Source organism: Bradyrhizobium sp. Rc2d (genome assembly GCF_900099855.1).
Taxonomy (GTDB): domain Bacteria; phylum Pseudomonadota; class Alphaproteobacteria; order Rhizobiales; family Xanthobacteraceae; genus Bradyrhizobium.
In genome coordinates, this window is the sequence record NZ_FNCU01000003.1 from 142,013 (window position 1) to 163,981 (window position 21,969).

General features: G+C 58.3%; 17 protein-coding genes. 11 read left to right on the forward strand and 6 right to left on the reverse strand.

The window, feature by feature from the left end:
* Nucleotides 1-45: 45 nt before the first annotated feature.
* Both BLV07_RS50275 and BLV07_RS06800 read right to left on the reverse strand, forming a co-directional pair.
* Nucleotides 46-402 (reverse strand): hypothetical protein, encoded by a 357-nt coding sequence (locus tag BLV07_RS50275; protein ID WP_502689890.1) that lies wholly within the window; start codon nucleotides 400-402, stop codon nucleotides 46-48.
* Nucleotides 309-635 carry a transposase gene (locus BLV07_RS06800; protein WP_502689896.1) on the reverse strand — a complete coding sequence of 109 codons (327 nt, stop codon included), beginning with the start codon at nucleotides 633-635 and terminating at the stop codon, nucleotides 309-311. Before BLV07_RS06800 ends, BLV07_RS50275 begins: the two co-directional genes overlap by 94 nt.
* 1,065 nt (nucleotides 636-1,700) lie before the next feature.
* Here BLV07_RS06800 and BLV07_RS06810 point away from each other — a divergent pair.
* Together BLV07_RS06810 and BLV07_RS06815 are read left to right on the forward strand one after the other, a co-directional pair.
* Nucleotides 1,701-3,665 (forward strand): glycoside hydrolase family 127 protein, encoded by a 1,965-nt coding sequence (locus BLV07_RS06810; protein WP_091881566.1) that lies wholly within the window; start codon nucleotides 1,701-1,703, stop codon nucleotides 3,663-3,665.
* 428 nt (nucleotides 3,666-4,093) lie between these two features.
* Nucleotides 4,094-4,918, forward strand: coding sequence for an Effector protein NopP (locus BLV07_RS06815; protein WP_091881570.1), 825 nt, complete (start codon nucleotides 4,094-4,096; stop codon nucleotides 4,916-4,918).
* A gap of 926 nt (nucleotides 4,919-5,844) precedes the next feature.
* Here the strand turns inward: BLV07_RS06815 and BLV07_RS06820 are convergent.
* The 4 genes from BLV07_RS06820 to dctA form a co-directional block, all read right to left on the reverse strand.
* Nucleotides 5,845-6,270, reverse strand: a complete 426-nt coding sequence (locus tag BLV07_RS06820) for a response regulator transcription factor (RefSeq protein ID WP_091881574.1) — start codon at nucleotides 6,268-6,270, stop codon at nucleotides 5,845-5,847.
* A 46-nt stretch (nucleotides 6,271-6,316) separates the two neighbouring features.
* Nucleotides 6,317-7,000, reverse strand: a complete 684-nt coding sequence (locus BLV07_RS06825; RefSeq protein ID WP_091881579.1) for a response regulator transcription factor — start codon at nucleotides 6,998-7,000, stop codon at nucleotides 6,317-6,319.
* The gene (locus tag BLV07_RS06830) at nucleotides 6,997-9,669 is read right to left on the reverse strand and encodes a PAS domain S-box protein (protein WP_091881583.1); all 2,673 of its coding nucleotides are present in this window, start codon (nucleotides 9,667-9,669) and stop codon (nucleotides 6,997-6,999) included. The genes BLV07_RS06825 and BLV07_RS06830 overlap by 4 nt, the downstream gene beginning before the upstream one ends.
* A gap of 1,095 nt (nucleotides 9,670-10,764) precedes the next feature.
* A complete protein-coding gene (gene dctA / locus BLV07_RS06835; protein WP_091881588.1) occupies nucleotides 10,765-12,078 on the reverse strand; it encodes a C4-dicarboxylate transporter DctA in 1,314 nt (437 codons plus the stop codon).
* A 1,166-nt stretch (nucleotides 12,079-13,244) separates the two neighbouring features.
* Here dctA and BLV07_RS06840 point away from each other — a divergent pair.
* From BLV07_RS06840 to BLV07_RS06880, 9 genes are all read left to right on the forward strand, one after another.
* Nucleotides 13,245-13,925 (forward strand): molybdate ABC transporter permease subunit, encoded by a 681-nt coding sequence (locus BLV07_RS06840; protein WP_176945398.1) that lies wholly within the window; start codon nucleotides 13,245-13,247, stop codon nucleotides 13,923-13,925.
* Nucleotides 13,926-14,036: 111 nt separating this feature from the next.
* Nucleotides 14,037-15,299 carry a serine hydrolase domain-containing protein gene (locus tag BLV07_RS06845; RefSeq protein WP_091881591.1) on the forward strand — a complete coding sequence of 421 codons (1,263 nt, stop codon included), beginning with the start codon at nucleotides 14,037-14,039 and terminating at the stop codon, nucleotides 15,297-15,299.
* 654 nt (nucleotides 15,300-15,953) lie between these two features.
* A complete protein-coding gene (locus tag BLV07_RS06850; RefSeq protein ID WP_091882077.1) occupies nucleotides 15,954-17,054 on the forward strand; it encodes a hydrogenase small subunit in 1,101 nt (366 codons plus the stop codon).
* A gap of 13 nt (nucleotides 17,055-17,067) precedes the next feature.
* A complete protein-coding gene (locus BLV07_RS06855; RefSeq protein WP_091881596.1) occupies nucleotides 17,068-18,858 on the forward strand; it encodes a nickel-dependent hydrogenase large subunit in 1,791 nt (596 codons plus the stop codon).
* 4 nt (nucleotides 18,859-18,862) lie between these two features.
* A complete protein-coding gene (gene cybH, locus BLV07_RS06860; protein ID WP_176945382.1) occupies nucleotides 18,863-19,573 on the forward strand; it encodes a Ni/Fe-hydrogenase, b-type cytochrome subunit in 711 nt (236 codons plus the stop codon).
* A gap of 10 nt (nucleotides 19,574-19,583) precedes the next feature.
* Complete coding sequence (locus BLV07_RS06865; protein WP_091881603.1) at nucleotides 19,584-20,168, forward strand: HyaD/HybD family hydrogenase maturation endopeptidase; 585 nt, start codon at nucleotides 19,584-19,586, stop codon at nucleotides 20,166-20,168.
* A gap of 16 nt (nucleotides 20,169-20,184) precedes the next feature.
* Nucleotides 20,185-20,475 carry a HypC/HybG/HupF family hydrogenase formation chaperone gene (locus BLV07_RS06870; protein WP_091881607.1) on the forward strand — a complete coding sequence of 97 codons (291 nt, stop codon included), beginning with the start codon at nucleotides 20,185-20,187 and terminating at the stop codon, nucleotides 20,473-20,475.
* Nucleotides 20,476-20,773: 298 nt separating this feature from the next.
* Complete coding sequence (locus BLV07_RS06875) at nucleotides 20,774-21,106, forward strand: hypothetical protein (protein WP_244550990.1); 333 nt, start codon at nucleotides 20,774-20,776, stop codon at nucleotides 21,104-21,106.
* Entirely contained in the window at nucleotides 21,103-21,966 is an 864-nt protein-coding gene (locus BLV07_RS06880; RefSeq protein ID WP_244550991.1) for a hydrogenase expression/formation protein, read from the forward strand. Before BLV07_RS06875 ends, BLV07_RS06880 begins: the two co-directional genes overlap by 4 nt.
* Nucleotides 21,967-21,969 lie beyond the last annotated feature (3 nt).

A 21,969-nucleotide genomic window follows, 5' to 3' on the forward strand; every position in this document is an offset into this window, starting at 1 on the left:
GTATGTTGCTGCAGGAATGGCTCGCCACTTCAAAACGAGCTTGTGTTAGGCGGCGGGATCGCGCCCGGAGTGCTGCGCCGACCTGCGCTGGGCCGCTCGCCGCCAGTCAGCGAGCACGCGTAGCCGAATTGGATCCAATCCACGCATTCCATAAGGGGCCGCGACGTGTCGAGGCCTTCGGCTGCACGATGGCGTCGACCGTGACCCGCTTGAGGTCCTGATTGCGTAACGCGCCGCCTCGTGCGCCACCCGCAGGCTCTCGGCCAGCAACAGCTCCAGCTTGTCGCCAAGCCGCTTGCGCCAGTGGATCAGGTCCGAGCGCTCGTGCGGGAAGGCGTGCTGAAAGAACTCTTCGCCGGTGAAGTACTGAAAATACGGGTCGTGGAGCCAGCGCTCGCACATTCCCTCATCGGACAGGCCGTAAATGTCTTGAGCAGCAGCAGCCCGATCACAAAGCGGGTCGCGATCCCGGGCCGGCCGTTCTCGCTGTACAGCGGCGCGATCTCGCCGTCGATCCAGTCCCAATCGACCTTGCCGGCGAGCTGAAGCAGCGCGTGCTTCATATTGATGATCTGGTTCAGCCTGGCCCGGAACAGATCGCCCGATCCCCTCGTCCTGTGCTTCTTCGGTCGCATCGCCACCTCCGATGCGACGACGGAATCAAGGCTGCGATTCGACGGAATCCCGAAATGAAATTGCAAGGCTCCGATGCCCGGTGCACCAACCCTGCATTCGCAAACCAGCCCACAACGACAAAATGCGGCTCTAGCTCAATGGCTTAGCCGTTCTTCACGAACGACGAATTACGGACAGTTGGGAGATCCAAGTCGGCTCTTGGTTACCTAGCCTGCTATCTGCCTTGCAGGGCCAAATCAGCCTGAAGCTCGATGCACAAAAGATATCTCTAACTCATCCTCGCATCTTGCCGAAGCCGGCGAGCAAGTCGGTGCAGACGGCTTCGGGCCTCTCCGTCGCGGCTTATTCACTGGAAGCGCATACGCGCGACAACTTACTTTTCCCGATTGCCAGCATCCGCTCCATGTCGGGCAAGTTGAGCATGCACTTCGACCCCGGGACGATTGCTAGGATAAGCGTCCAGTTTCTTCCGTAGATCGCGCGTAGCAGCGGCTCATTCAATCCGGTTGGGCCACACGCGCCACCGCGGCCCTCCCACCTGCTACCTGTCATCAAAAGGATTGTTAGAAACCGGACATTCCCGCGCAAGTTCCAGGGCCTAGAATCAATAGCAGATGGTTCGCCGCACCGGAAGGACGCGGCGCGCCCGCTGTAGATGCGACAGGCGAGTACTATTGGCCATTATCTGGCCCAGCGACAACCGACCCGCTCGTATAGGAGGATCGACCAGCGACGCGGGATTTAGCACGACTGGCAAATCCGGTCGGTGGGCCAGCGATCGCATCGGGCTCATACCGCGGAGCCGCAGATATGGTTGAAAGAAGAACCGCTCCTCATTCTCGGCACGGGAATTGCTGTCCCGCTCCTCGAACGCGACTGCTGTCAACGCATGTCTGGGAGTGCTGCGCCTTAGGGCAGCCTCTCCATTTCTAGCGTTTGAACGCTCGCACCGAGAATAAGAGTGTGCAGCCGCAAATCTCAGGGCCACAACCTCAACAACGCCGTCGTGGTGAGGTGGCATGCCAGGCTAGGTGTCCGTTCGCCACACTCTAAGGAGGAACGAGATGAATGATCGGAATGTGGCCGAAGTCGATCTTCACAACCTACAGGTCTCGGATCCGCTGATTGGGAGATGCCAGCAGTTGGTCAGGGAAGTGGCAATTCCCTACCAATGGGAGGTGCTAAACGATCGCAATCCCGAGGCGATACGGAGCCACGCGGTGGAGAACTTCCGCCTTGCCGCCGGACGTGCGAGGGGCGAGTTCCATGGCACGGTTTTTCAGGACAGTGACGTCGCAAAATGGCTTGAGGCGGCTGCATGGTCGCTATGCCAGACACCCAATCCAGACCTGGAGAAAGCTGCCGATGAGCTGATTGAATTGATTGCGGCCGCTCAATGCGGCGACGGCTATATCAACACCTATTTCATACTGAACTCGCCTCAGGAGCGCTGGACCAACCTAGCAGAGTACCACGAACTTTATTGCGCGGGCCACTTGATTGAAGCGGGTGTCGCGTTCTTTCACGCGACTGGCAAACGGAGATTGCTGGAGGTCGTTTGCAGGCTTGCTGACCACCTCGGCACAGTTTTCGGCCCAGAGCGCGATCAGTTGCACGGCTACGATGGCCATCCGGAAATCGAACTTGCGTTGGCACGCCTCTACGAAGCGACAAAGGAGCAGCGATATCTCACGCTAGCCAATTATTTCGTGGAGCAACGCGGCACGGAGCCACACTTCTACAACATTGAGTACGAGAAGCGCCAGCAATCCTGCGTCCACAAATCCGACGGCACGCCTTGGATGATAGAAAACAAAGCGTATAGCCAAGCGCACTTGCCGCTTTCGGAGCAGCGGACTGCAACCGGTCATGCGGTTCGTTTTGTATACCTCATGACGGCAGTAGCTCATCTCGCGCGTCTGCGCCAGAACGAGCAGCAGCGCCAAACTTGCCTACAGCTATGGCAAAACATGGTCCAGCGCCAGATCTATATTACCGGAGCCATCGGCTCGCAAGGCGCCGGCGAAGCGTTCAGCAGCGATTACGATTTGCCAAATGATACGGCGTACGCGGAAAGTTGCGCGTCGATTGGCCTGATGATGTTCGCGCGCCGTATGCTGGAGATGGAACTGGACGGTCGCTATGCCGACGTGATGGAGCGCGCACTCTACAATACCGTTCTCGGCAGTATCGCGTTCGACGGGCGTCACTATTTCTATGTTAACCCGCTCGAAGTGCATCCCAAAACGCTGAGATTTAATGGCATCTACAATCATGTCTCGCCGGTGCGACGACGCTGGTTTGGCTGCGCGTGCTGTCCACCGAACATCGCACGCCTTTTCACATCGATTGGTCATTACATCTACACGCCCCGCACCGACGCGCTCTATGTAAATCTCTACGTTGGTAATAAGGTGGCAATATCCGTCGACGGACATGCGCTGCGGTTGCTCATAAGCGGCAGCTATCCCTGGAGAGACGAGGTGGAAATCGCCGTCGAATCTGCGCCGCCAATTGCCCACACGCTCGCCCTGCGCCTGCCGGAATGGTGCAGCTCGCCGCAGGCGAGCCTGAACGGCGAGCCTGTGAATTGCGAACCGCGCAAGGGCTATTTGCACATTCGCCGAACATGGCGGCAGGGAGATCGCGTCACACTATCGCTGCCGATGCAAGTGCGTCGCGTATACGGCCATCCACAAGTTCGCAATTTGGCCGGCAAGGTGGCCATCCAGCGTGGCCCGTTAATTTATTGTCTGGAGGAAGTCGACAACGGGACCGAGTTACACAACGTTTGGCTTCATGCAGACAGCCGGTTTTCCCTTATCGAAGGAACTGGTCTCTTTAACGGCAAGATTTTGCTGCAAGCCAACGGGGCACGGTTGCAACACACGCATTCTGAAGAAACGGCGCTTTATCAGTACGACAAAGTGCCTGGACAACTAGAAGCGCAGCAGCTGACATTCATTCCGTGGTTCAGCTGGGCTAACCGCGGCGAAGGCGAAATGCGGATTTGGATAAATGAGCGTTGACGCCGAAAGCGCGGATCGCGCTTCCACGAGTCGAACTTAGATTGCGTTTCCGGCGCAGGCGATATCGTTGGTCAAAGTCTGAAATCCGGCCAAAACTATGGGAGGCGGCTCGTCCGCGAGCTCCACGGGAAGGTCGAAACGAAAACCCGGACATGAGGCGGTCCGGCGGATCTCCGGCGTCAGTAGGTCAATCATCGATCGACCGGATTTCTAATGGAGGAGCATCCTCGGACGTGCTCGCGGCCTCTCATCAAACCTGATGATGGCACGAGCGTGCCGCCGTGTCGTTCAGAAGGAAGCTCTATGACAAGCCAGCGTGAGGGCAGCCACGTCAGGTTTTGGTAAGCCAGGCTCCCTATCAGCGCCGCTGGGCCTAACAAGCCTAAACTAGATGCGGAAATGTATGTCCGACGGGAGCACCAATCGCCATGTATAATCGGATCAATGGCTCGTCCTACTTCCAATCCTCTCACTTTGCCGAAAGTGATGAGCAAATCGACGCCGACATCTTTGCGGATGCGTTCGCCAATATGCGCTTAGCCGAATCTGGCTCGAGTGGCGGTTCATCTTCGGCAACAAGACCGTATTCGCTCGTTTCAACCCCTCCCATAATGGAGTTCAACGATCGTCAGTCATTCCGAAAAGCCGCGGAGGCCTATCATGACGACGAAATCAAGTACATCGCCGACAACCCCCAAGAGTACTCCGAGTTCGTGTCCGCCAAGGCAAAGCGAACTGCAGAACTTGCCAAAGACTACGGGACAACCCGAGATTCCGAGAATGCGCGATACTTCAGCTACCAATTGGGCAACAAGAGTGTCGGACTTCTAAGAATGGAAGGCGGCGACAGCATGACGAAGTTCGACGTCAAAAGGTGGAAGGAGCTGTTTCCTGGGCGATCCGGGACGACCTCTACCGTAGATCTTCAGGTCGTTCATCCGCTAGTCGAGAACGCTGGCGATATTCTGCTCGAGCATCAACTTCGAATGGAAGGCAAACGGCCGCTGCTCAATTTGCGTCCAGCTAATGCGGAAGCAAGAGCACGTGCGGCAAAGTTGGGGTTCGTCGAGGTTGACGCCGACAACATGGTTCTCGACCCAGAGAAGTCAGACAAGTGGATAAGGAATAGCGACGGCGAATGGCAGCGAAAAGGCACTGCTGGGTATCTTTCCAAAGATGACGACAGTGAAGGCAGTGATACCGAGATCCCAGCGAGCTCCTCACCATACGATTATGAGGATGATTTTATGTGACCACGGGGTCCCGGGATATGGCCCCATGGAGTAGGCCCATCTAGCCTGCTCCGGGCTCCCCTGCGTTTATTGGCGTTTCGGCTGGGAGTTCTTCTGAGTCGGCTCAGAATACTACCCCCACAGTGCCCCTTGGCTTAGCGGTTGCTGATCCGTTTGCGCCTTGGAAGTAGGGGCTCACTGCGCAAGGCAATTGCGACAATGCTCGCTGCGGCGAGAACCTGCATGGGGTGCCGCCAAAGTGCGCCCGGCCGCCCAGGGGCCGGGCGTGCTGCGCGGAGCAGTTTGGACTGCTTGGAGGCAGAAGTCTTCTACGGATGACGCCTACGAAGTAGTAAGGGCGTGGGCGCGTGGCGTGAGTCGGTGGGCAGGAAACGCACAGCGAACCGGCGGCCCGATGGACAAGGCTGGCCGGCATGCGTCAACGGACATAACGACGTCGTGAGCAGAGCATCGTGCAGAGCTCTTTCACCAGAACAGCCTCAACACAAGACGTGAGGCGGTTGTCCTGGGCGAAGCTCCGTTGGCGTGGTCACTGCAGTCGGGCTGCGCACAGCCAATCTCCTGCTTTGTCGAGCGCTCTCAGCCAGCTCCGCTCTGCAATGGAATATATAGCCTCGATCCAGACGGAGTTAAGAAGTGCTTAGGGTCGTCGATTGCTTTGGGTGAGCATTACGTTGAACGTCGACCTGCAGAATGAGTCGAGCTGGCGTGCCCTCCGGCGCCCTCGCAGCGATAAGGTTGTTCTGCACCAATGTAGCCGCCCGGCGATGTCGGTAAGGCATCCACAAGGCAACAATTGGCCTCTCGCTCGCCTGATTTTAGAGCAAGTAGCGTGTCCGACCGCGAAGAGGTTGATCGGTGGCGTGATCGTCGTCGCATGGAGCGTTTAGATCGGACATGAACTCAAGCGCTGCAGGTTGATTGCCTCAGATACCGCCCGGGCCGCCAGACGCTTTCAGTGCGGTGTCGAGGTACTCTATTAACGCCTGTCCGCCAAAGGGTTTGGCAAGGAAGCCAATCGCTCCGGCACCCAGGGCTGATGCGCGCACGCGGTCGTTGGGGAAAGCAGTAATGAAAATGAACGGTGCGTCGTAACCACGCGTCCGCATCTCTGCCAACAGCTCCAAGCCGCTCATAGCCGACATCTGCACATCGGTAATGACACACGACGTCTCGTTCAACTGCGGCGACCGCAAGAGTTCCTCGGCCGACGCAAATATTTGGACGATGTAGCCACGCGATTTCAAAAGGTTCTCTGTCGCCGCACGGACTGAGGCGTCGTCGTCAACGACGGAAATCAAAGGCGTGGACAAGACGAGCCCTCCTGACGCGGGAATAGCGGCTGCAAGCATTAGCCACCTTCGGCGAAAAGTGGGCTTGAGTGACGAAATTGTAAAATCATACTTGGGTTTGTTCAGGACGATTGGCGCGAATTCCCAGCGTCTCAGTCATTCTGATCAAGTCGGCCAGCGACCGGGCACGCATCTTTTTCATGACGTGTCCCCGGTAGATCTTGACCGTAATTTCGGCGAGCCCAAGCTCGGCGGCTACTTGCTTGTTCATCAGGCCGGCAGCGACCAGTTTCATCACCGCCTGCTCGCGCGGGCTTAAGGTCTCAAATAGAGACTGCAGGTTCGCGACGGTCTGCTGAGCCTCCCGTCTTTTGCGATCGCGTTCGGTCGCCGCAACCACGGCATCGAGCAGTTCCTGATCGCGAAACGGTTTGCTGAGAAAATCGACCGCTCCTTCCTTCATGGCCCTGACGGTCATGGGAATGTCGCCATGGCCGGTAATAAAAATGATCGGAATATGTATGTTCAACCTCGCGAGCTCGGTCTGGTACTCAAGGCCGCTCAAGCCTGGCAGCCGGACATCAAGAACTAGACAGCTAATAACGTCCGGAATTGCGCTCTGCAGCATTTCGCGGGCCGATCCGAATGCAACGACGTCCAACCCAACCGATTTAAAAAGGTTCGTAAGCGAGCGACGCATGGAGATGTCATCCTCGACGACGAAGACGATCGCCTTTGTCGAGGCCTCGGCATTGCTGCCTTCACCTGGCGAGTCAAAGCGTCCTGTCACGAGACGACCTCCTTATGCAATGGTAGGGCAAACTGGAACGTCGCGCCCGGCCCATGTCTGTGGACCATTGACAGCCGCCCTCCGTGAGCTTCCACGATCGACCGGCAGATCGAAAGACCCATTCCAAGGCCACTCGACTTGGTGGTGAAGAAGGGATCTAAGACGCGGTCCGCGTCGTTCTCGGCGACCCCGACGCCGCAATCGGTCACGGCAAGCTGCACCTGCCCCATGTCGTTCTTTGATGATTGAATCAGCAGTTCGCGCGTCCGGTCTGTAACAGCGTCCATGGCTTCGATTCCATTCATCACCAGATTGATGATCACCTGTTGTAGCTGAATCCGGTCGCCGAGGATCGTAGGCAGCGCGGCCGTCAACTCGGTTCGTAACGTCACTCGGTGGCTCGCCAGCTCTCGTGTTACCAGCCCAATGACGTCCTTAACGACCTCATTGATATCGAGCGGCACCATCTCAATCTCCCCTTTCTTCGCGAGTGCACGAACACGACGGATCACCTCGCTTGCCCGGATTGCGTCTTCGATGATCCACTCCACCGAAGAGCGCGCGGCGGAAAGATCAGGAGCTTCGCGACCCATCCAACCGAGGCACGCATCGGCGTTGCTGATAATAGCGGCGAGTGGCTGGTTTATTTCGTGGGCGATGGAAGTTGTCAGCTCTCCTAACGTCGTTACACGCGTCACATGCGCAAGCTCCGCCTGTGCCTTTCGTAGTTCTTGTTCGGCTTCATCGGCGCGAATGGTAGCGGTGATGTCAGTGCTGACGCCACGGTAGCCGAGAAAATTGCCGTTTCCATCGAAAAACGGCTTGCCACTCGTGCGGACGTAGATCGGAGATCCTGTCCGATTCACGGTGCGGTAGACGAGATCCCGAAACGGGAGATGGGCCTCCAACGTCGCCCGATGCTGCCGCCACTTCTCGGGTTCCTCTTCGACGTCGCACGCAATGTCCCAGCGAAGCAGGCCCATCAATCCTGTCGCCAAAATTCCCGCAGCGCTGGTGTGCTCGGACAAGTGAGTGACCTGATGATCCGGCCCGGTCTCCCAGAGCCAGTCGGACGCTGTTTCGGCGTAGTCGCGAAAGCGCTGTTCGCTTTCGCGCAGCGCGGCAAGTGTGGTTTCCAGGCGTTCCCTAGCTGCGTGTTGCTCGGTGACATCCATATGTGTTCCGATCAGCTCGCTGACGTTACCATCGCTGCCGACCACCACGTGCGCAACGGAGTGTATGCGCCTTATCCCGCCATCTGGTAAAAGGATACGGAAATCATATTCGAACCGCCCCTCCTTGTGTTCAATCGCCTGGCGCTGCACCTCCTGCAGCCGCGGCAAGTCGTCCGGATGGATGCGCGATCGAATGGTCTCTATCGATACCGGTTCTTGTGGGCTAAAGCCAAGCAGACGATCGACCTCGGCGGAGCGATACACGAAATCTAGACCGTAGACGTCCCAGGACCAGCTGCCCGTGTGACTGAGATGCTGGGCTTCGGCCAGGTAGGCCTCGCTGCGGCGCAGCTGCTGTTCTGCTCGCCTCGCCGCCGTAATATCCGTAGCTGCCCCAACAAACTCGATGTCACCAGAGGCAGTTCTCGTGGCTCGTGCCTGCGCATGGATGTGCTTCACCGAGCCGTCCGGTAGTAGCAACCGGTATTCGTGCTCGAAATCGCTCGGGTCTCGCATCGCTCGATCGATAGTTTCTTTAACCGAAGCCCTATCATCTGGATGAGTGCGCTCAACGACGAGCTGCGGCCCCGGGACAGTCTCAGGATCCAATTGGAAAATCCGAAATGTTTCCTTTGACCAGAAGGCCTCGCCCGTAGTGGCGTTCCAGCTGAAGCTGCCTGTATGACTCAACTCCTGCGCCTGGGCCAAATGTGCTTCGCTCCGCTGCAGGGCAAGTTCGGTCCGCTTTCGCTCCGTGATATCTTCGCAGGCTATAAGGACAATGGGCTGGTCATCGGCCCAGAGCATGGCTTTGGCGTTTTCACGTACCCACAATACCGAGCCGTCCTTCCTGACTTTCTGGACGTCCCACGTGCGCGATTGTCCGATATCCGCAAGGCACGTCCGAACGCATTCGCGAACGAACGCGCGATCCTCCTCAAGAAATACGCCCAGCACGGATTGACCGATCAGTTCAGCACGAGCATAGCCGAGTTGTGTCGCGCCGAACGTATTGACGTTGAGGACAGTGCCGGCTTCATCGACCATGAAGTACATGGCCGGATTGTGCTCGAAGATTGCGCGCCACCGTTTTTCGCGATCCTCCAAATCGGCCGCACTCCGCTGAAGCTTGGCCGCAGCCACACGCGCAGCCTCTCTTTCCTGGCGGAGCTTTCCGATCAGGTGCGTTCCCACAATCGAGGCAATAAAGAATGCAACAACCACCGGAAGATCTTGGGGGTCATCGATTCGCAGGCTGAACGCCGGCGGCGCAAAATAGTAAGCGAGAGCAACGATGGCTAGGATGCAAAGCGCGGACGACGCGATGAAGCTGCCCATCAACGAAAACAGCAATACCACCAACAAATAGGCGAACGCCGTCGCGGCAAAGTGCGCCTGAAGGTACAAGCAAGCCAGTGTTACCACGGCCAGCGTTATGCTGCCGAAGGTAAACTGAGGGGCTGAACATTTTAAACTGCTGATCTGGCTACGCATTTTGATACCGTCCGGCCTGTTCTCCGGCGGGAGAGCTATAACATTTTAGGCAAAAATGGGGCAATCCTCGGTACCAAGACCCGCTGGTGAGCGGTTCCGAGATCGATTGCTTGCTGCTGTACTGAGCACGCGCCGAGAAAAAACGCATCACAGACATACGTATAGTTGTCCTAAACCTTCCAATATGGCGCAGGCTGACACGCCTGCAATCGAAGCTGAGATGTCTGCTTTCCTCCGCTGCCGATAGCCTCCGGGCAGGCGCTCGAGGATGCGGCCGAGGACAACCCCCTTAAGCCAGCGGTACGAGGACAGCGGCTGCAGGTCAGCCAAGACGTTGAGGCAAAACAATCAGGCGCACCTCGCCGAACCCGGAAAGAAGAGGGACAAGCTTCCGGACCACTCATCACGCCGGCACGATCGGTCATGCGGAAGAAAGCGCAATGGTCATGTACCGAGACACGAAGGCGAAGTAACGCGACTGCTACCTATACCTTCAGGCCGTCACGCGTAGGTGCGGAGGACTTGTCTCGAGTGGCTAGCCGGAACCGAGTGCGCACAGTGACGCCTAACCGACCCTAGCCGCGTGCGAGCCGCCACGGCTCCGTCGAGGTGCCATCTAATCCATGCTGATCACACCCATCACGGTCTGATGCGCAGCGCGCACCTTAGCAACGGATCACGAGTTGCGTCAGCAAGATCGCTACCACGTCGTTGGTCGGGCGAGGCAAATGCGGTGACCACGCATATGGGCATTTGTAGGCGGACCAACAGCTAGGTCCGTCAGGCCGGACACGTTCTGTCGCAGTCCTGTTAACTTGCTCGGCAAAATGGTGCACAAGCGTTCAGATGGCCGGGAGCCTTGACGGCGAAAAACGCCCTTGAAAATGACTGTTAAAAAAGCTCCCACTCTTTTGCTCGCGTGCGACATCTTTTCAGGGGCGGCTGCCGGGGCGCAACGCGGAGCAAGGCGCAACTGGAGATCGCGCGAGAAAGTTCCGACTTGTGTCAAGTCGGTTGTGCCGCTTCGAATTACGAGAGATGTGGCTGCGCTTGCATTCGAGGCGTCTTCGAATGGCGGCGGTTAAGATTCGGGACCTACCTCATTGTGCTTGTAGTGTCGATAGTGGTGGGCTCGTTGAGCCGAGCCTGCAGCGTCGCGTGCTCGAGCTCGCCTTCCCACCAGGATACGAACACGGCGGCGATGCCATTGCCGGTGATGTTGGTAAGGGCGCGCACCTCGCTCATGAACTTGTCGATCGAAAACACGATTGCCATGCCCGGCACCAGCGCTGGGTTGACCACCGACAACGTCGCAGCGAGCGTGATGAAGCCCGCGCCGGTGACGCCGCTTGCTCCCTTCGACGTTAGCATTGCCACGAGCAGGATCGTGAGCTGCTGGCCAAAGGTGAGATCGACCCCGAGTGCCTGGGCAATGAACAATGTCGCAAGTGTCATATAGATATTGGTGCCGTCGAGGTTGAAGGAGTAGCCAGTTGGCACCACGAGGCCGACCACGGGCTTGGAGCAGCCCAGCCGCTCGAGCTTCTCCATCAATTGCGGCAGCGCGCTTTCAGAGGACGAAGTGCCGAGCACGATCAGAATCTCGTCCTTGATATAGACAATGAACTTGAAGATTGAAAAGCCGACGAGGCGCGCGATCAAACCGAGCACCACCACCACAAATAGCGCCGCCGTCGCGTAAAACAGCGCGATCAGACCGATCAAATTGCCGAGTGCTGCCGGCCCGAACTTGCCGATCGTGAAGGCCATGGCGCCGAAGGCGCCGATCGGGGCCGCTTTCATGATGATTGCGATTACGCCGAACACCGCGTGCGCCACGTCGTCAATCATGCCGCGCAGCCGCTCCCCACGGTTTCCCAGCGCCATCAGCGCAAAGCCGAATAGGATCGCGAACAGGAGAACCTGCAGAACATCGCCGCGAGCGAAGGCGCCGACCACGGTATCGGGAATGATGTTGAGAAAGAAATCGACGGTCTTCGAGGCTTCCGCCTGCTTGACGTAATTTGCGACCGCCGCAGCATCCGGCTTGACCGCAAGGCCATGGCCGATTTGGACCAGATTGCCCATAACAAGGCCCAACAGCAAGGCAAAACTGGAGACGATCTCGAAATAGACCAGCGCCTTGACGCCGACGCGCCCGACTTTCTTCGCATCTTGAATATGCGCGATACCAGATGTGACGGTGCAGAAAATAATCGGCGCGATCACCATCTTGATGAGCTTGATAAACCCGTCACCGAGCGCCTTGACCCAGTCGCTGGTCGCGACGGACGGCCATAGGGAACCGACCATGGCGCCAAGCAAGATCGCGATCAACACCTGGACGTAGAGAATCTTATACCAAGCTTGCGACGCGCGCGCGGGCGCCGCAGTTGCCATGGTGGTCATGACGCTTCCTTCCCGAATATACTCGAATGTGAGCCGCCGCGTCGTTGAGAGGCGACAGCGTCATGCGAGACTCATCATTTTTGCCGTGTCCGATTGAAGACGGTTCCGAGAGCCGGCGCGTCGTTCCAAAGGCAGGCGTTCAGTTACGTTATCTTTCTCGCTAAGCAAGATATGCACCAGATGCCCAAACTGCGGTCGATTAAGCAGTCGCGGACAAGCCGTGATCTCCGGGTGGCATCGCTTTGAGTGCTCGGACCACGTTCGCAAGGTCGAAGAAGAAGTTGCAGCGTGACTCGTATCTTGATCGGCTGCGCGCATCAGCGGAGTCACGTCTCGGCCTGGAAACTCTAGCGTGATCGATATGCCCCGACTGCTGAGATGGATGCAACAGTACGTGACACTGGTAAAATTGATAGTTTGGATTGTAGGCATCCACGCGATGGAAGCCTGGCTTAGGAACTCGATTGCGCGAAAAAATCTTTGATGGATGCACTGCGTGTCGCTAGCGGCAAAGCTCGTTCGTGCACGGGGCACTTGTCTCCAGGCCTGTGCTAACGGTGCGCATTAGGCAGGTTGGTCGAGAGGCGGCGTTCGCTCTCGGCCCCTCGCACCTTTTGCCGCGTCGCAGAATCAGCTGACGATGATTTCTCAGCTAGGTCATTCGCGTTGCTGCCAAATGGCAGGCTTCCTGCGATCCGTTCCATTGCCGGCGTGGCGAGTGCGGCGTTTGAGCCGTCGGCAAACCAAACAGGCATCTCTCGGGGCCTCAAGCCGTTTCGTTGCGCGGCTGTCGCTGTCTGCTCGGGAACAAAGATGCCAGAAATCTGACAAAGCGTTAGGTCCACTCCACAGTGCCGTCGGCGTCTATGCGAATTTCTCTCACGTTGAGCATAGAGCGCGCCACAGTTCGCACGCGGCACAGGAATTGCTGATGACGAACGAGGAGCTGCCGCCGTCTGATGGATCGAAGCAGCCCTGTCACAGGAGTTGCCGATGAGGCGTGCGATGCTGCTCTTGCTCGCAGAAACGACGCGCGCGAATGTGGCGGCCGCCACGAAGTGCCGCGCAACGAAAGGGCGATCCGCGCCACATCCCTGGGTGAGCCGGACGTGCAGACGATCACTGTGCCGATACGGCGACTTGCTCGCACTGTTGTGCTGACGCACATGGATGTCTTTTCGGCAGAGATTTCGCAATCCGTTGCGCTCACGATCGAGCTCGCCAGCGTGACGACCGTGATCCTCCTCGTGATTGGTGTGCCCCTCGCTTGGTGGCTAGCGCGCTCAAAGACTCTTTTGAGCGAGGCGGTGGCGACGATGATCGCCCTGCCGCTGGTGCTACCGCCGACGGCTCTCGGTTTTTGCTTACTCGTGTTGCTCGGCCCCCACGGACCGGGTGGCGTTCTCGCCGCTTTCTGGGGCGAGCGCACGCTCGCTTTTACCTTCGCAGGAATCGTGGTCGGATCGGTCCTCTCGGCGCTGCCGTTGGTGGTGCAGCCGATCCGTAACGCCTTTGTTGCGATAGGCGATCGCCCCTTGGAAACTACGCCGCCCGTTTCGCCGTTGTATGCCTTCATTGCCATCAGCGCGCCGCTGGCGCGACTGGAGTTTGTTAAAGCCGCCGTGGTTGGCTTTTCTCATACGATCGGCACATTCGGCGTGGTGATGATGATCGGCGGCAACATTCCTGGGCGCACCAAGGTGTTGTCAGCGTACGTCGTAGAGTACGTCCAAGCATCGCGCTGGCGCGAGGCGAGTGTGGTTGCCGGCGGTATGGTGATGTTCGCCTTTGCGGCAATCTTCACCTTAGCCCTCATCGACAGACACTGTGCCAGGAGAGGCACATGAGCGCAAGCGCACCGGGCCGGATAGAACCGTCTTAGGCCTACCGGCCAGACATATCCGATCACGACCGAGCAGCAGTATTGCAAGCCGATCATCCATCCTTGCGAGGCTACAATGAACAAGCTTGTTATGGCCGCGGCGGCTGCTGGAATCGGCTTCAATTCAGTGCACTCCGCGCCTCTGCCCGAAGCGAGGGCCGATGACGTCGGCGTTTCTCAGCAGCGCCTCGCCAAGCTAGACGAGTTCTTCGCTCGCGAGATCGCGAGTAAACGCGTGCCGGGCGCGGTAGTTGCAATCGCCAGAGACGGAAAGCTGATTCAATACAAGGCGTACGGGCAACTCGATCCTGCAAAAGGAAGGTCGATGCGGCTCGATGCGATGTTCGCGCTTGCGTCTATGACCAAGCCGATGGTGGCCGTTGCGGGGCTTATCCTCATGGAGCAAGGTCGCCTGCCTCTACAGGCTAGGCTTACGGATTACTACCCGGAATTCGCAGACATGAAGGTGGGAGTGCCGCAGCATGACGGCTCATTAGAATTTCAAACGCAGAGTTCTCCGATCTACATCCACGACCTATATCGCCACACATCCGGGCTCACCTATGGCGCGCCCCTCGACAGCTCAGACCAAGTGGCGCGTCTCTATCCCGATTTCGCCGCTCCGCCACTAAGGGGCGATAAGCAGGCGTTCATCGAAGCCATTACCAAGCTTCCGCTAGCGCACCAACCGGGGACGGAATTCGAATACGGCTTCTCGACCGATGTGCTGGGAGCTGTCGTGGAACAGGTCAGCGAACAGCGATTGGGCGACTATCTTGCCACCAACCTGTGGAAGCCCATCGAAATGCAGGATGCCACTTTCCATTTGTCGGAATCGCAACGCGAGCGCCTCGCGCATCCATTTCCAGACGACCCGCTGACGGGAAAGCCACAAGATATCGAGCTCCTCGAAAGTCCGACGAAGTTTGACTGCGGGGGAGCCTGCGCATTTGCGACAGTCGGTGACTACGTGCGCTTTGGACAAATGCTGCTCAACGGTGGGGAGCTCGATGGGCAGCGCATTCTCGGTCCGAAGACGGTGCGCCACATGATCTCCAACCACCTCGCGCCAGAGATCAAAAATAAGGTCGCCAATGTGGAGGCGCACCGTGCCGGCTTCGGCTTCGGGCTCGGAGTGGCTGTACGCATAAACGAGGGTCTCTCGGCGGTTCCGGGCAATCCAGGTGAGTTCACCTGGACCGGCGCCTACGGGACACAATTTTTCTGCGACCCAAAGGAGCGTCTCGTCGTGGTGGTCGGAACGGCAGCGCCCGGAGAAATCCGAAAGTACTACCGCGAACAAGTCCAGTATATCGTCTATGCTGCAATAATCCGATAATTCGCTTTTCCTCGAAAGGCTCGATGAACCGGTTTGGGTAGTAGGCAGACAGGGTTGCTAGTACGGATCGATGTCGACTGAAAGTCGGCGCCGTCGCCTGCTATCCGGTCGGCCGGACCGCACCAGTGCTTCAAAAACGAGATCGCCTCCGCCATCGCGAAGAAGCTCTTGCAAGTGGGTTTGGTGACGCGATGCGCCAAGACGATCGCGCCGTGCTATCGATTGGCTCGCGCGATGAACGCTCCTAGATGATAGCTCTGAACGTCCAGGCTCTCGCCCACGATCCTGTAGCGATGCCGTGCGGCGAGTCGCTTTGAATAAGGCAGATCGGATCGATCAGACCTAAAAGGTGAAGGCAGCGTGCGCATCGCGGCTCAATCCATTGCGGCTTCTCTTCGTCGCTCGACAGCCGCTTTGGTGCGGGCTGTTTGAACCATCGTGCTGCTCTGTTGAAGTGCTCACATCGACGTCCAAAACCGGACACCATTAGCATGACAGATCAATGGCGCAGCTTGTGGCTCGCTGGCTGGGTTCGACAATCCGCAAATCCCGAAGGGGTGGCTTGGTATCTGTCAAGTGTTTCGCTTCGGTGGCCTGTTTCTTGCTGAACGTCAGCAATTCGTTTAGTCGACGATAACTCACATGGAAGGCCTCATGGCTGGTGCAACGGAAACGTTCTACAGCGTGATCAGACGTCAGGGTATCACGCGTCGTAGTTTCCACAAATTCTGCAGTTTGACGGCCGCGAGCTTGGGACTTAGTCCGCTCGCCGCAAGCAGTATTGCCAACGCTCTGGAGACCAAGCCGCGTGTGCCCGTCATCTGGCTGCACGGGCTCGAGTGTACCTGCTGCTCGGAAAGCTTTATCCGCTCGGCCCATCCCTTGATCAAGGACGCACTGCTGTCGATGATTTCGCTCGACTATGACGATACGATCATGGCGGCGGCAGGACACCAGGCCGAAGCCATCCTGGAGGAAACTCGTGCCAAGTACAAAGGCAGGTATGTGCTCGCCGTCGAAGGCAATCCGCCGCTGAACGAAGGTGGCATGTTCTGCATTGACGGCGGCAAGCCGTTCGTTGAAAAGCTCAGGTCGATGGCGGAAGAGTCCATGGCGATCATCGCTTGGGGCACGTGTGCGTCCTGGGGATGCGTGCAAGCGGCCAAGCCCAATCCGACTGGCGCGGCGCCGATCGATAAGGTGATCACCAACAAGCCGATCATCAAGGTACCCGGGTGCCCGCCTATCGCAGAGGTCATGAGTGGCCTCGTGACTTTCATCACCACGTTCGGAAAGCTTCCGGAGCTCGATCGCCAAGGGCGTCCAAGTATGTTTTATTCCGAGCGCATTCACGACAAGTGCTATCGGCGTTCCCACTTCGATGCTGGCCAATTCGTCGAAGAGTGGGACGATAAGTACGCACGCAAGGGCTATTGCCTGTACAAGATGGGCTGCAAGGGGCCAACCACCTACAATGCCTGTTCGGCCCTTCGGTGGAACGGCGGCGTTTCATTTCCGATTCAATCCGGGCACGGCTGCTTCGGCTGCTCCGAAGACGGCTTCTGGGATAAAGGGTCATTTTACGACCGACTCACAACCATCAAGCAGTTCGGCATCGAGGAGAACGCCGACCAGATCGGCGTGGCCGCAGCCGGCGCGGTTGGGCTAACCGTCGCTGCCCATGCGGCGGTCACCGCCGTGAAGCGGTTGACCCACAAGCCGGATCGCGCAGCCCACAAAAGCAAACCGAGTTGAGGAGGGGACGACGGTGGCCGTCCAGACACCGAATGGGTTCAATCTCGATCGTTCCGGCAGGCGAATCGTCATCGATCCGCTGACGCGGATCGAAGGCCACCTGCGCGTCGAAGCCAATCTCGATTCCGACAATGTGATCCGCAATGCGGTCTCAAGCGGGACGATGTGGCGTGGCATCGAAGTCATCCTGCGCGGGCGCGATCCGCGGGACGCCTGGGCGTTCACCGAGCGGATTTGCGGGGTCTGCACCGGCACCCATGCGCTCACGTCCGTGCGCGCGGTTGAAAATGCACTAGGAATTACGATTCCGGAGAATGCCAATTCGATCCGCAACATCATGCAGCTGTGCCTGCTCGTGCATGATCACCTCGTACATTTCTATCACCTGCACGCGCTGGATTGGGTCGACGTGGTTTCCGCGCTCAAGGCCGATCCCAAGTCGACCTCCGCGCTGGCGCAGTCTATCTCGCCCTGGCCGCTGTCGTCCCCTGGCTATTTTAAGGATTTGCAGATCCGGCTCACCAAATTCTTCGGATCAGGGCAACTCGGTCCGTTCAAGAATGGCTATTGGGGGCATCCGGCCTACAAGCTGCCACCGGAAGCGAACCTGATGGCTGTAGCACATTATCTGGAAGCGCTCGACTTCCAGAAGGAGATCGTCAAGATCCAAGCTATCTATGGTGGCAAGAACCCGCATCCGAACTGGCTGGTCGGCGGCGTGCCCTGCGCGATCAACATCGACGGAACTGGTGCGGTGGGTGCGATCAATATTGAGCGGCTGAACATGGTGTCCTCGATCATCGATCGTTCGATCGAGTTTGTCGAGCAGGTTTACCTGCCCGACATTGCCGCGATCTGCTCGTTCTATAAGGACTGGCTCCATGGCGGCGGACTTTCGAGCAAAAGCGTGATGTCCTATGGTGACATCCCCGAACACGCCAATGACTGTTCCGCGAAAAATCTCAAGCTGCCGCGCGGGGTCATTCTTGATGGCAATCTCAAGGAGATACTGCCGATCGACCATGGTGATCCCGAGCAGATCCAGGAATTCGTCGCGCATTCATGGTATAAATACCCCAGCGATTGCTGTGGACTGCATCCCTGGGACGGTATCACCGAGCCGAGTTTTGAACTTGGGCCAAAACTCAAAGGCAGCAAGACAGATATCAAGGAACTCGACGAAGGCGGCAAGTATTCCTGGATCAAAGCGCCGCGCTGGCGCGGCCACGCCGTCGAGGTCGGGCCATTGGCGCGATACATCATCGGTTATGCGCAAGGCACAGCCGAGTTCAAGGAGCCCGCCGAGAGACTGCTCAAGGGGCTCAATCTTCCCCTGACTGCGCTGTTCTCGACGCTTGGCCGTACTGCGGCTCGGGCGCTCGAATGCCAGTGGGCGGCGCATCAGATGCGTTATTTCCAGGATAAGCTGGTAATCCACATCAAGGCAGGCAATACGGCAACTGCCAATGTCAGCAGGTGGAAGCCGGAAAGCTGGCGCAAGGAGGCCAAGGGCTACGGGTTCACTGAGGCGCCGCGCGGTGCACTCGGGCACTGGATCAAGATCAAGGACGCCAAGATCGACAATTATCAATGTGTCGTGCCGACGACGTGGAACGGATCTCCTCGCGATCCCAAGGGCAATATTGGCGCTTTTGAAGCCTCCCTGATCGGTACCCCGATGGCCGATCCGCAGCGGCCCCTGGAGATCCTGCGCACCATCCATTCCTTTGATCCGTGCTTGGCTTGCTCGACCCACGTAATGAGTCCTGACGGCCAAGAAATGGCTTCAGTCAAAGTTCGTTAGAGACATGCTGGACAACGCTCCGCAGCTCCTTGCCGCCGTCGATGCGGCACCGACTGAACGCCCCATCGGCGGTGGCGTCGCCTGCGCGCCGGTGCGACTGTGGCATTGGGTCAATGCGGCGGCCATTCTGATGCTGAGTTTAACCGGCTATCTCATTGGAACCGGGACACCGGCGATATGGGGAGAGACAAGCGGCAATTTCCTGTTCGGCTATATCCGCTTTGCTCATTTCTCGGCGGGATATGTACTCAGCGTCGGCTTTCTTCTGCGCATCTACTGGGCCTTGATGGGAAACGCGCATGCCATGCAGATCTTTTGCGTGCCGCTCTGGCGCAGGTACTTTTGGCGCGAGGTGTACCACGAGATTCGCTGGTATGCGTTCCTTAGAGTTGAGCCCGAGAGGCGCGTCGGGCACAACCGTCTTGCTCAGCTCGCAATGTTCTTCATGTTTACGCAGACGATCACGTTCATGGTCGTCACAGGCTTTGCACTTTATGGGCAAGGTGCCGGTACTGACAGCTGGCAGTACAAGCTGTTCGGCTGGATGTTTTCAATTTGGCCGAACAGTCAGGACGTCCATACCTGGCATCATCTCGGCCTGTGGGTGATCGTGATCTTTGCGCTGGTTCACATCTACGCGGTGATCCGGGACGACGTCATGTCGCGCCGGAGCATCTATTCGACGATATCGGGTGAGCGCGGGTTTCGCGATTGACTGGAAGTGGATGCCGAATCCGGAAAACAAGAAACGGATCCTGGTGCTCGGCATCGGCAATATCCTGTGGGCCGATGAGGGATTCGGCGTGCGGGTGGTCGAGGAGTTTCATCGCCGCTACGCCATCGATGACAACGTCACCGTCCTCGATGGCGGCACGCAGGGCCTCTACCTCGTCAGTTTTCTCGAGCAGGCCGATTGCCTGATCGTGTTCGATGCCATCGACTATGGATTGCTGCCCGGGCAGTTGAAGCTTGTGCGAGATGACGAAGTGCCAAAATTTACCGCCGCCAAGAAGGTGAGCCTGCATCAGACCGGCTTTCAGGAGGTTTTGAGTGCGGCCGACCTGCTTGGCCGCCGCCCGCGAGAGCTCGCTCTCATCGGCTGTCAGCCGCTGGACCTGGAGCATTGGGGCGGTCCGCTGACAGCCCCGGTGCGCTTTCAGATTGCGCCTGCGATTGAACTGGCTTGCAAACTCCTGGCGCAGTGGGACTCGCCGGCAAAACCGCGGACCGCGCCGCTGCCTGCATCAGAACGGCTGTTGGCGAACAATATCGACCATGCGAATTATGAGATGAGGGCGCAGCCGATCTAGCGGCCCGCGACTGACCATGTGCCTTGGCTTACCAATGACGATTGTCGAGACCGACGGCATCACGGCGCTGTGCGAGCATGGCAATGAACAGCGGCGCGTCTCGGTCATGCTGCTCTCCGACGCGTCGGTCGGCGCCAAGGTGCTCGTTCATATCAACAGCGCAGTGCGGCTCTTGGATGACGAGGAAGCAAGGCTGATCTCGGAAGCACTTGACGGGCTTGAGGCCAGCCTCAACGGCCAGGACTGCGATCGCTTCTTTGCGGACTTGATCGGTCATGAGCCGCAATTGCCGGAGCACCTACGCTAGCAGTTCCGTTCGCCTGTTGCGCCGACTAGGCTTGCTCACAAATCGAATTCCAGTCGCACGTAACCTTTACATGGAAAATGTCAGACGCTTCGAGCCGTTGGTTCGAGCGGGAGTCGCGGCCAGGCGATGATTGGCATGCGCCTTGCTAATAGCCTGCTAGCAGAACCGAACATTATCAGAAAGGCGTGTGATGAAGTTGCAGCCGGCGCAGCATGGTCTGGCGCGGCCCGCTCCGTCCGACGTAGAGGGCGTCAGCGTCGATGCGCGCCTGGCCGCGCACGCTCCCGTGAGGGCGGCCGTGATGCCGCTGTCGGCGGCCGATCCCCTATATTTGCTCCGGATCATCCAGCTCGCATTCTTCCTTCCTGAAATGGTCAAGGCGTTTCGAAAGCAAGGCGCAGTGCCTGCGGGCGGCGTTGGTGGCGAACTGGTCGGCCGGCTCGGCCTGCGTGGCCCGTCGACGCCGAGCCTGTGCCATCGGCGCGATACACTCCGCCTGATCGGCAAAAGACCAGTCCGTTTGGTTACGATCGACCACATCTCGGTACCGATCGTTCGGCCACACGCCGGCAGCACTGCTGTCGGCAAGTGCATTGCCTCTCGATACAGCCAACGGAACGTCGCATCATGAAAACAGCGATCCGCGTTGTATCCGACGGCGTCGACCGGACGGCGAGCGAGCTTGCCACGGGCTCTGGAGGGCTCGACGTATTCCATAGTGGGTTGACAAGTGCGAGTGCGCTCGCCAAGCGCGCTTGGCGCGATGGCGACGAGCTTGCAAGGAACTTTCCGAATGCCACCGCGCTGTTATCGAATGCCGCTGCTGCCGTTGGCAGCCAGAGAAGCGGCGCTCGGACGCAACTGTACGGACTAGCGAATCTCAGCGATCCCGAGCGCAAGCTGATTGGCGAAGTGCTCGGAGAAGGTGAGGTCGCCGGCTTGGTTGCGCTGCCAGATGGCTCTTTGGCGCAAATTCAGGAGTCCAAGCTTGCGGGAATCTGGCGCGTGCGCATCGGGACCGAGCCGGCGCACGAATATGTTGAGGTCGGGGCGATCCCGCAGATTGTGCGGCGCGCCGCAACTGACCTGACGTCCGCCGATCTTGCGATCGGTGCCGCGCCGGACGGCGCGATGAACGTGCAACCGGTGCTCGCCGAAATACGCGAGCGGGCGCGCGTCTGGCGGTTTGGCATGTGCGCGCATGTCATCAATCTCACATTGCTGCCGATGAGCGTTATCGACCTGGCATTCCTGCAGCAAAGCGTGGGCAATGGCCCGGTCGAACTCATCTTCCGCGGCTACGGCACGTGCCGAGTGCAGGCGACCGGGATCAGGAATGTCTGGTCGGTGCAGTTCTTCAATTCTACGGACAACATCATCCTTGATACGCTGGAGGTCGGCGGTGTGCCGATTGTTGCGTTGGCTGCCGACGAGGATTTCCAGGACTCTGCCGAACGCATGCAGGAAATTATTAAGGCGTACCTCACATGAAGA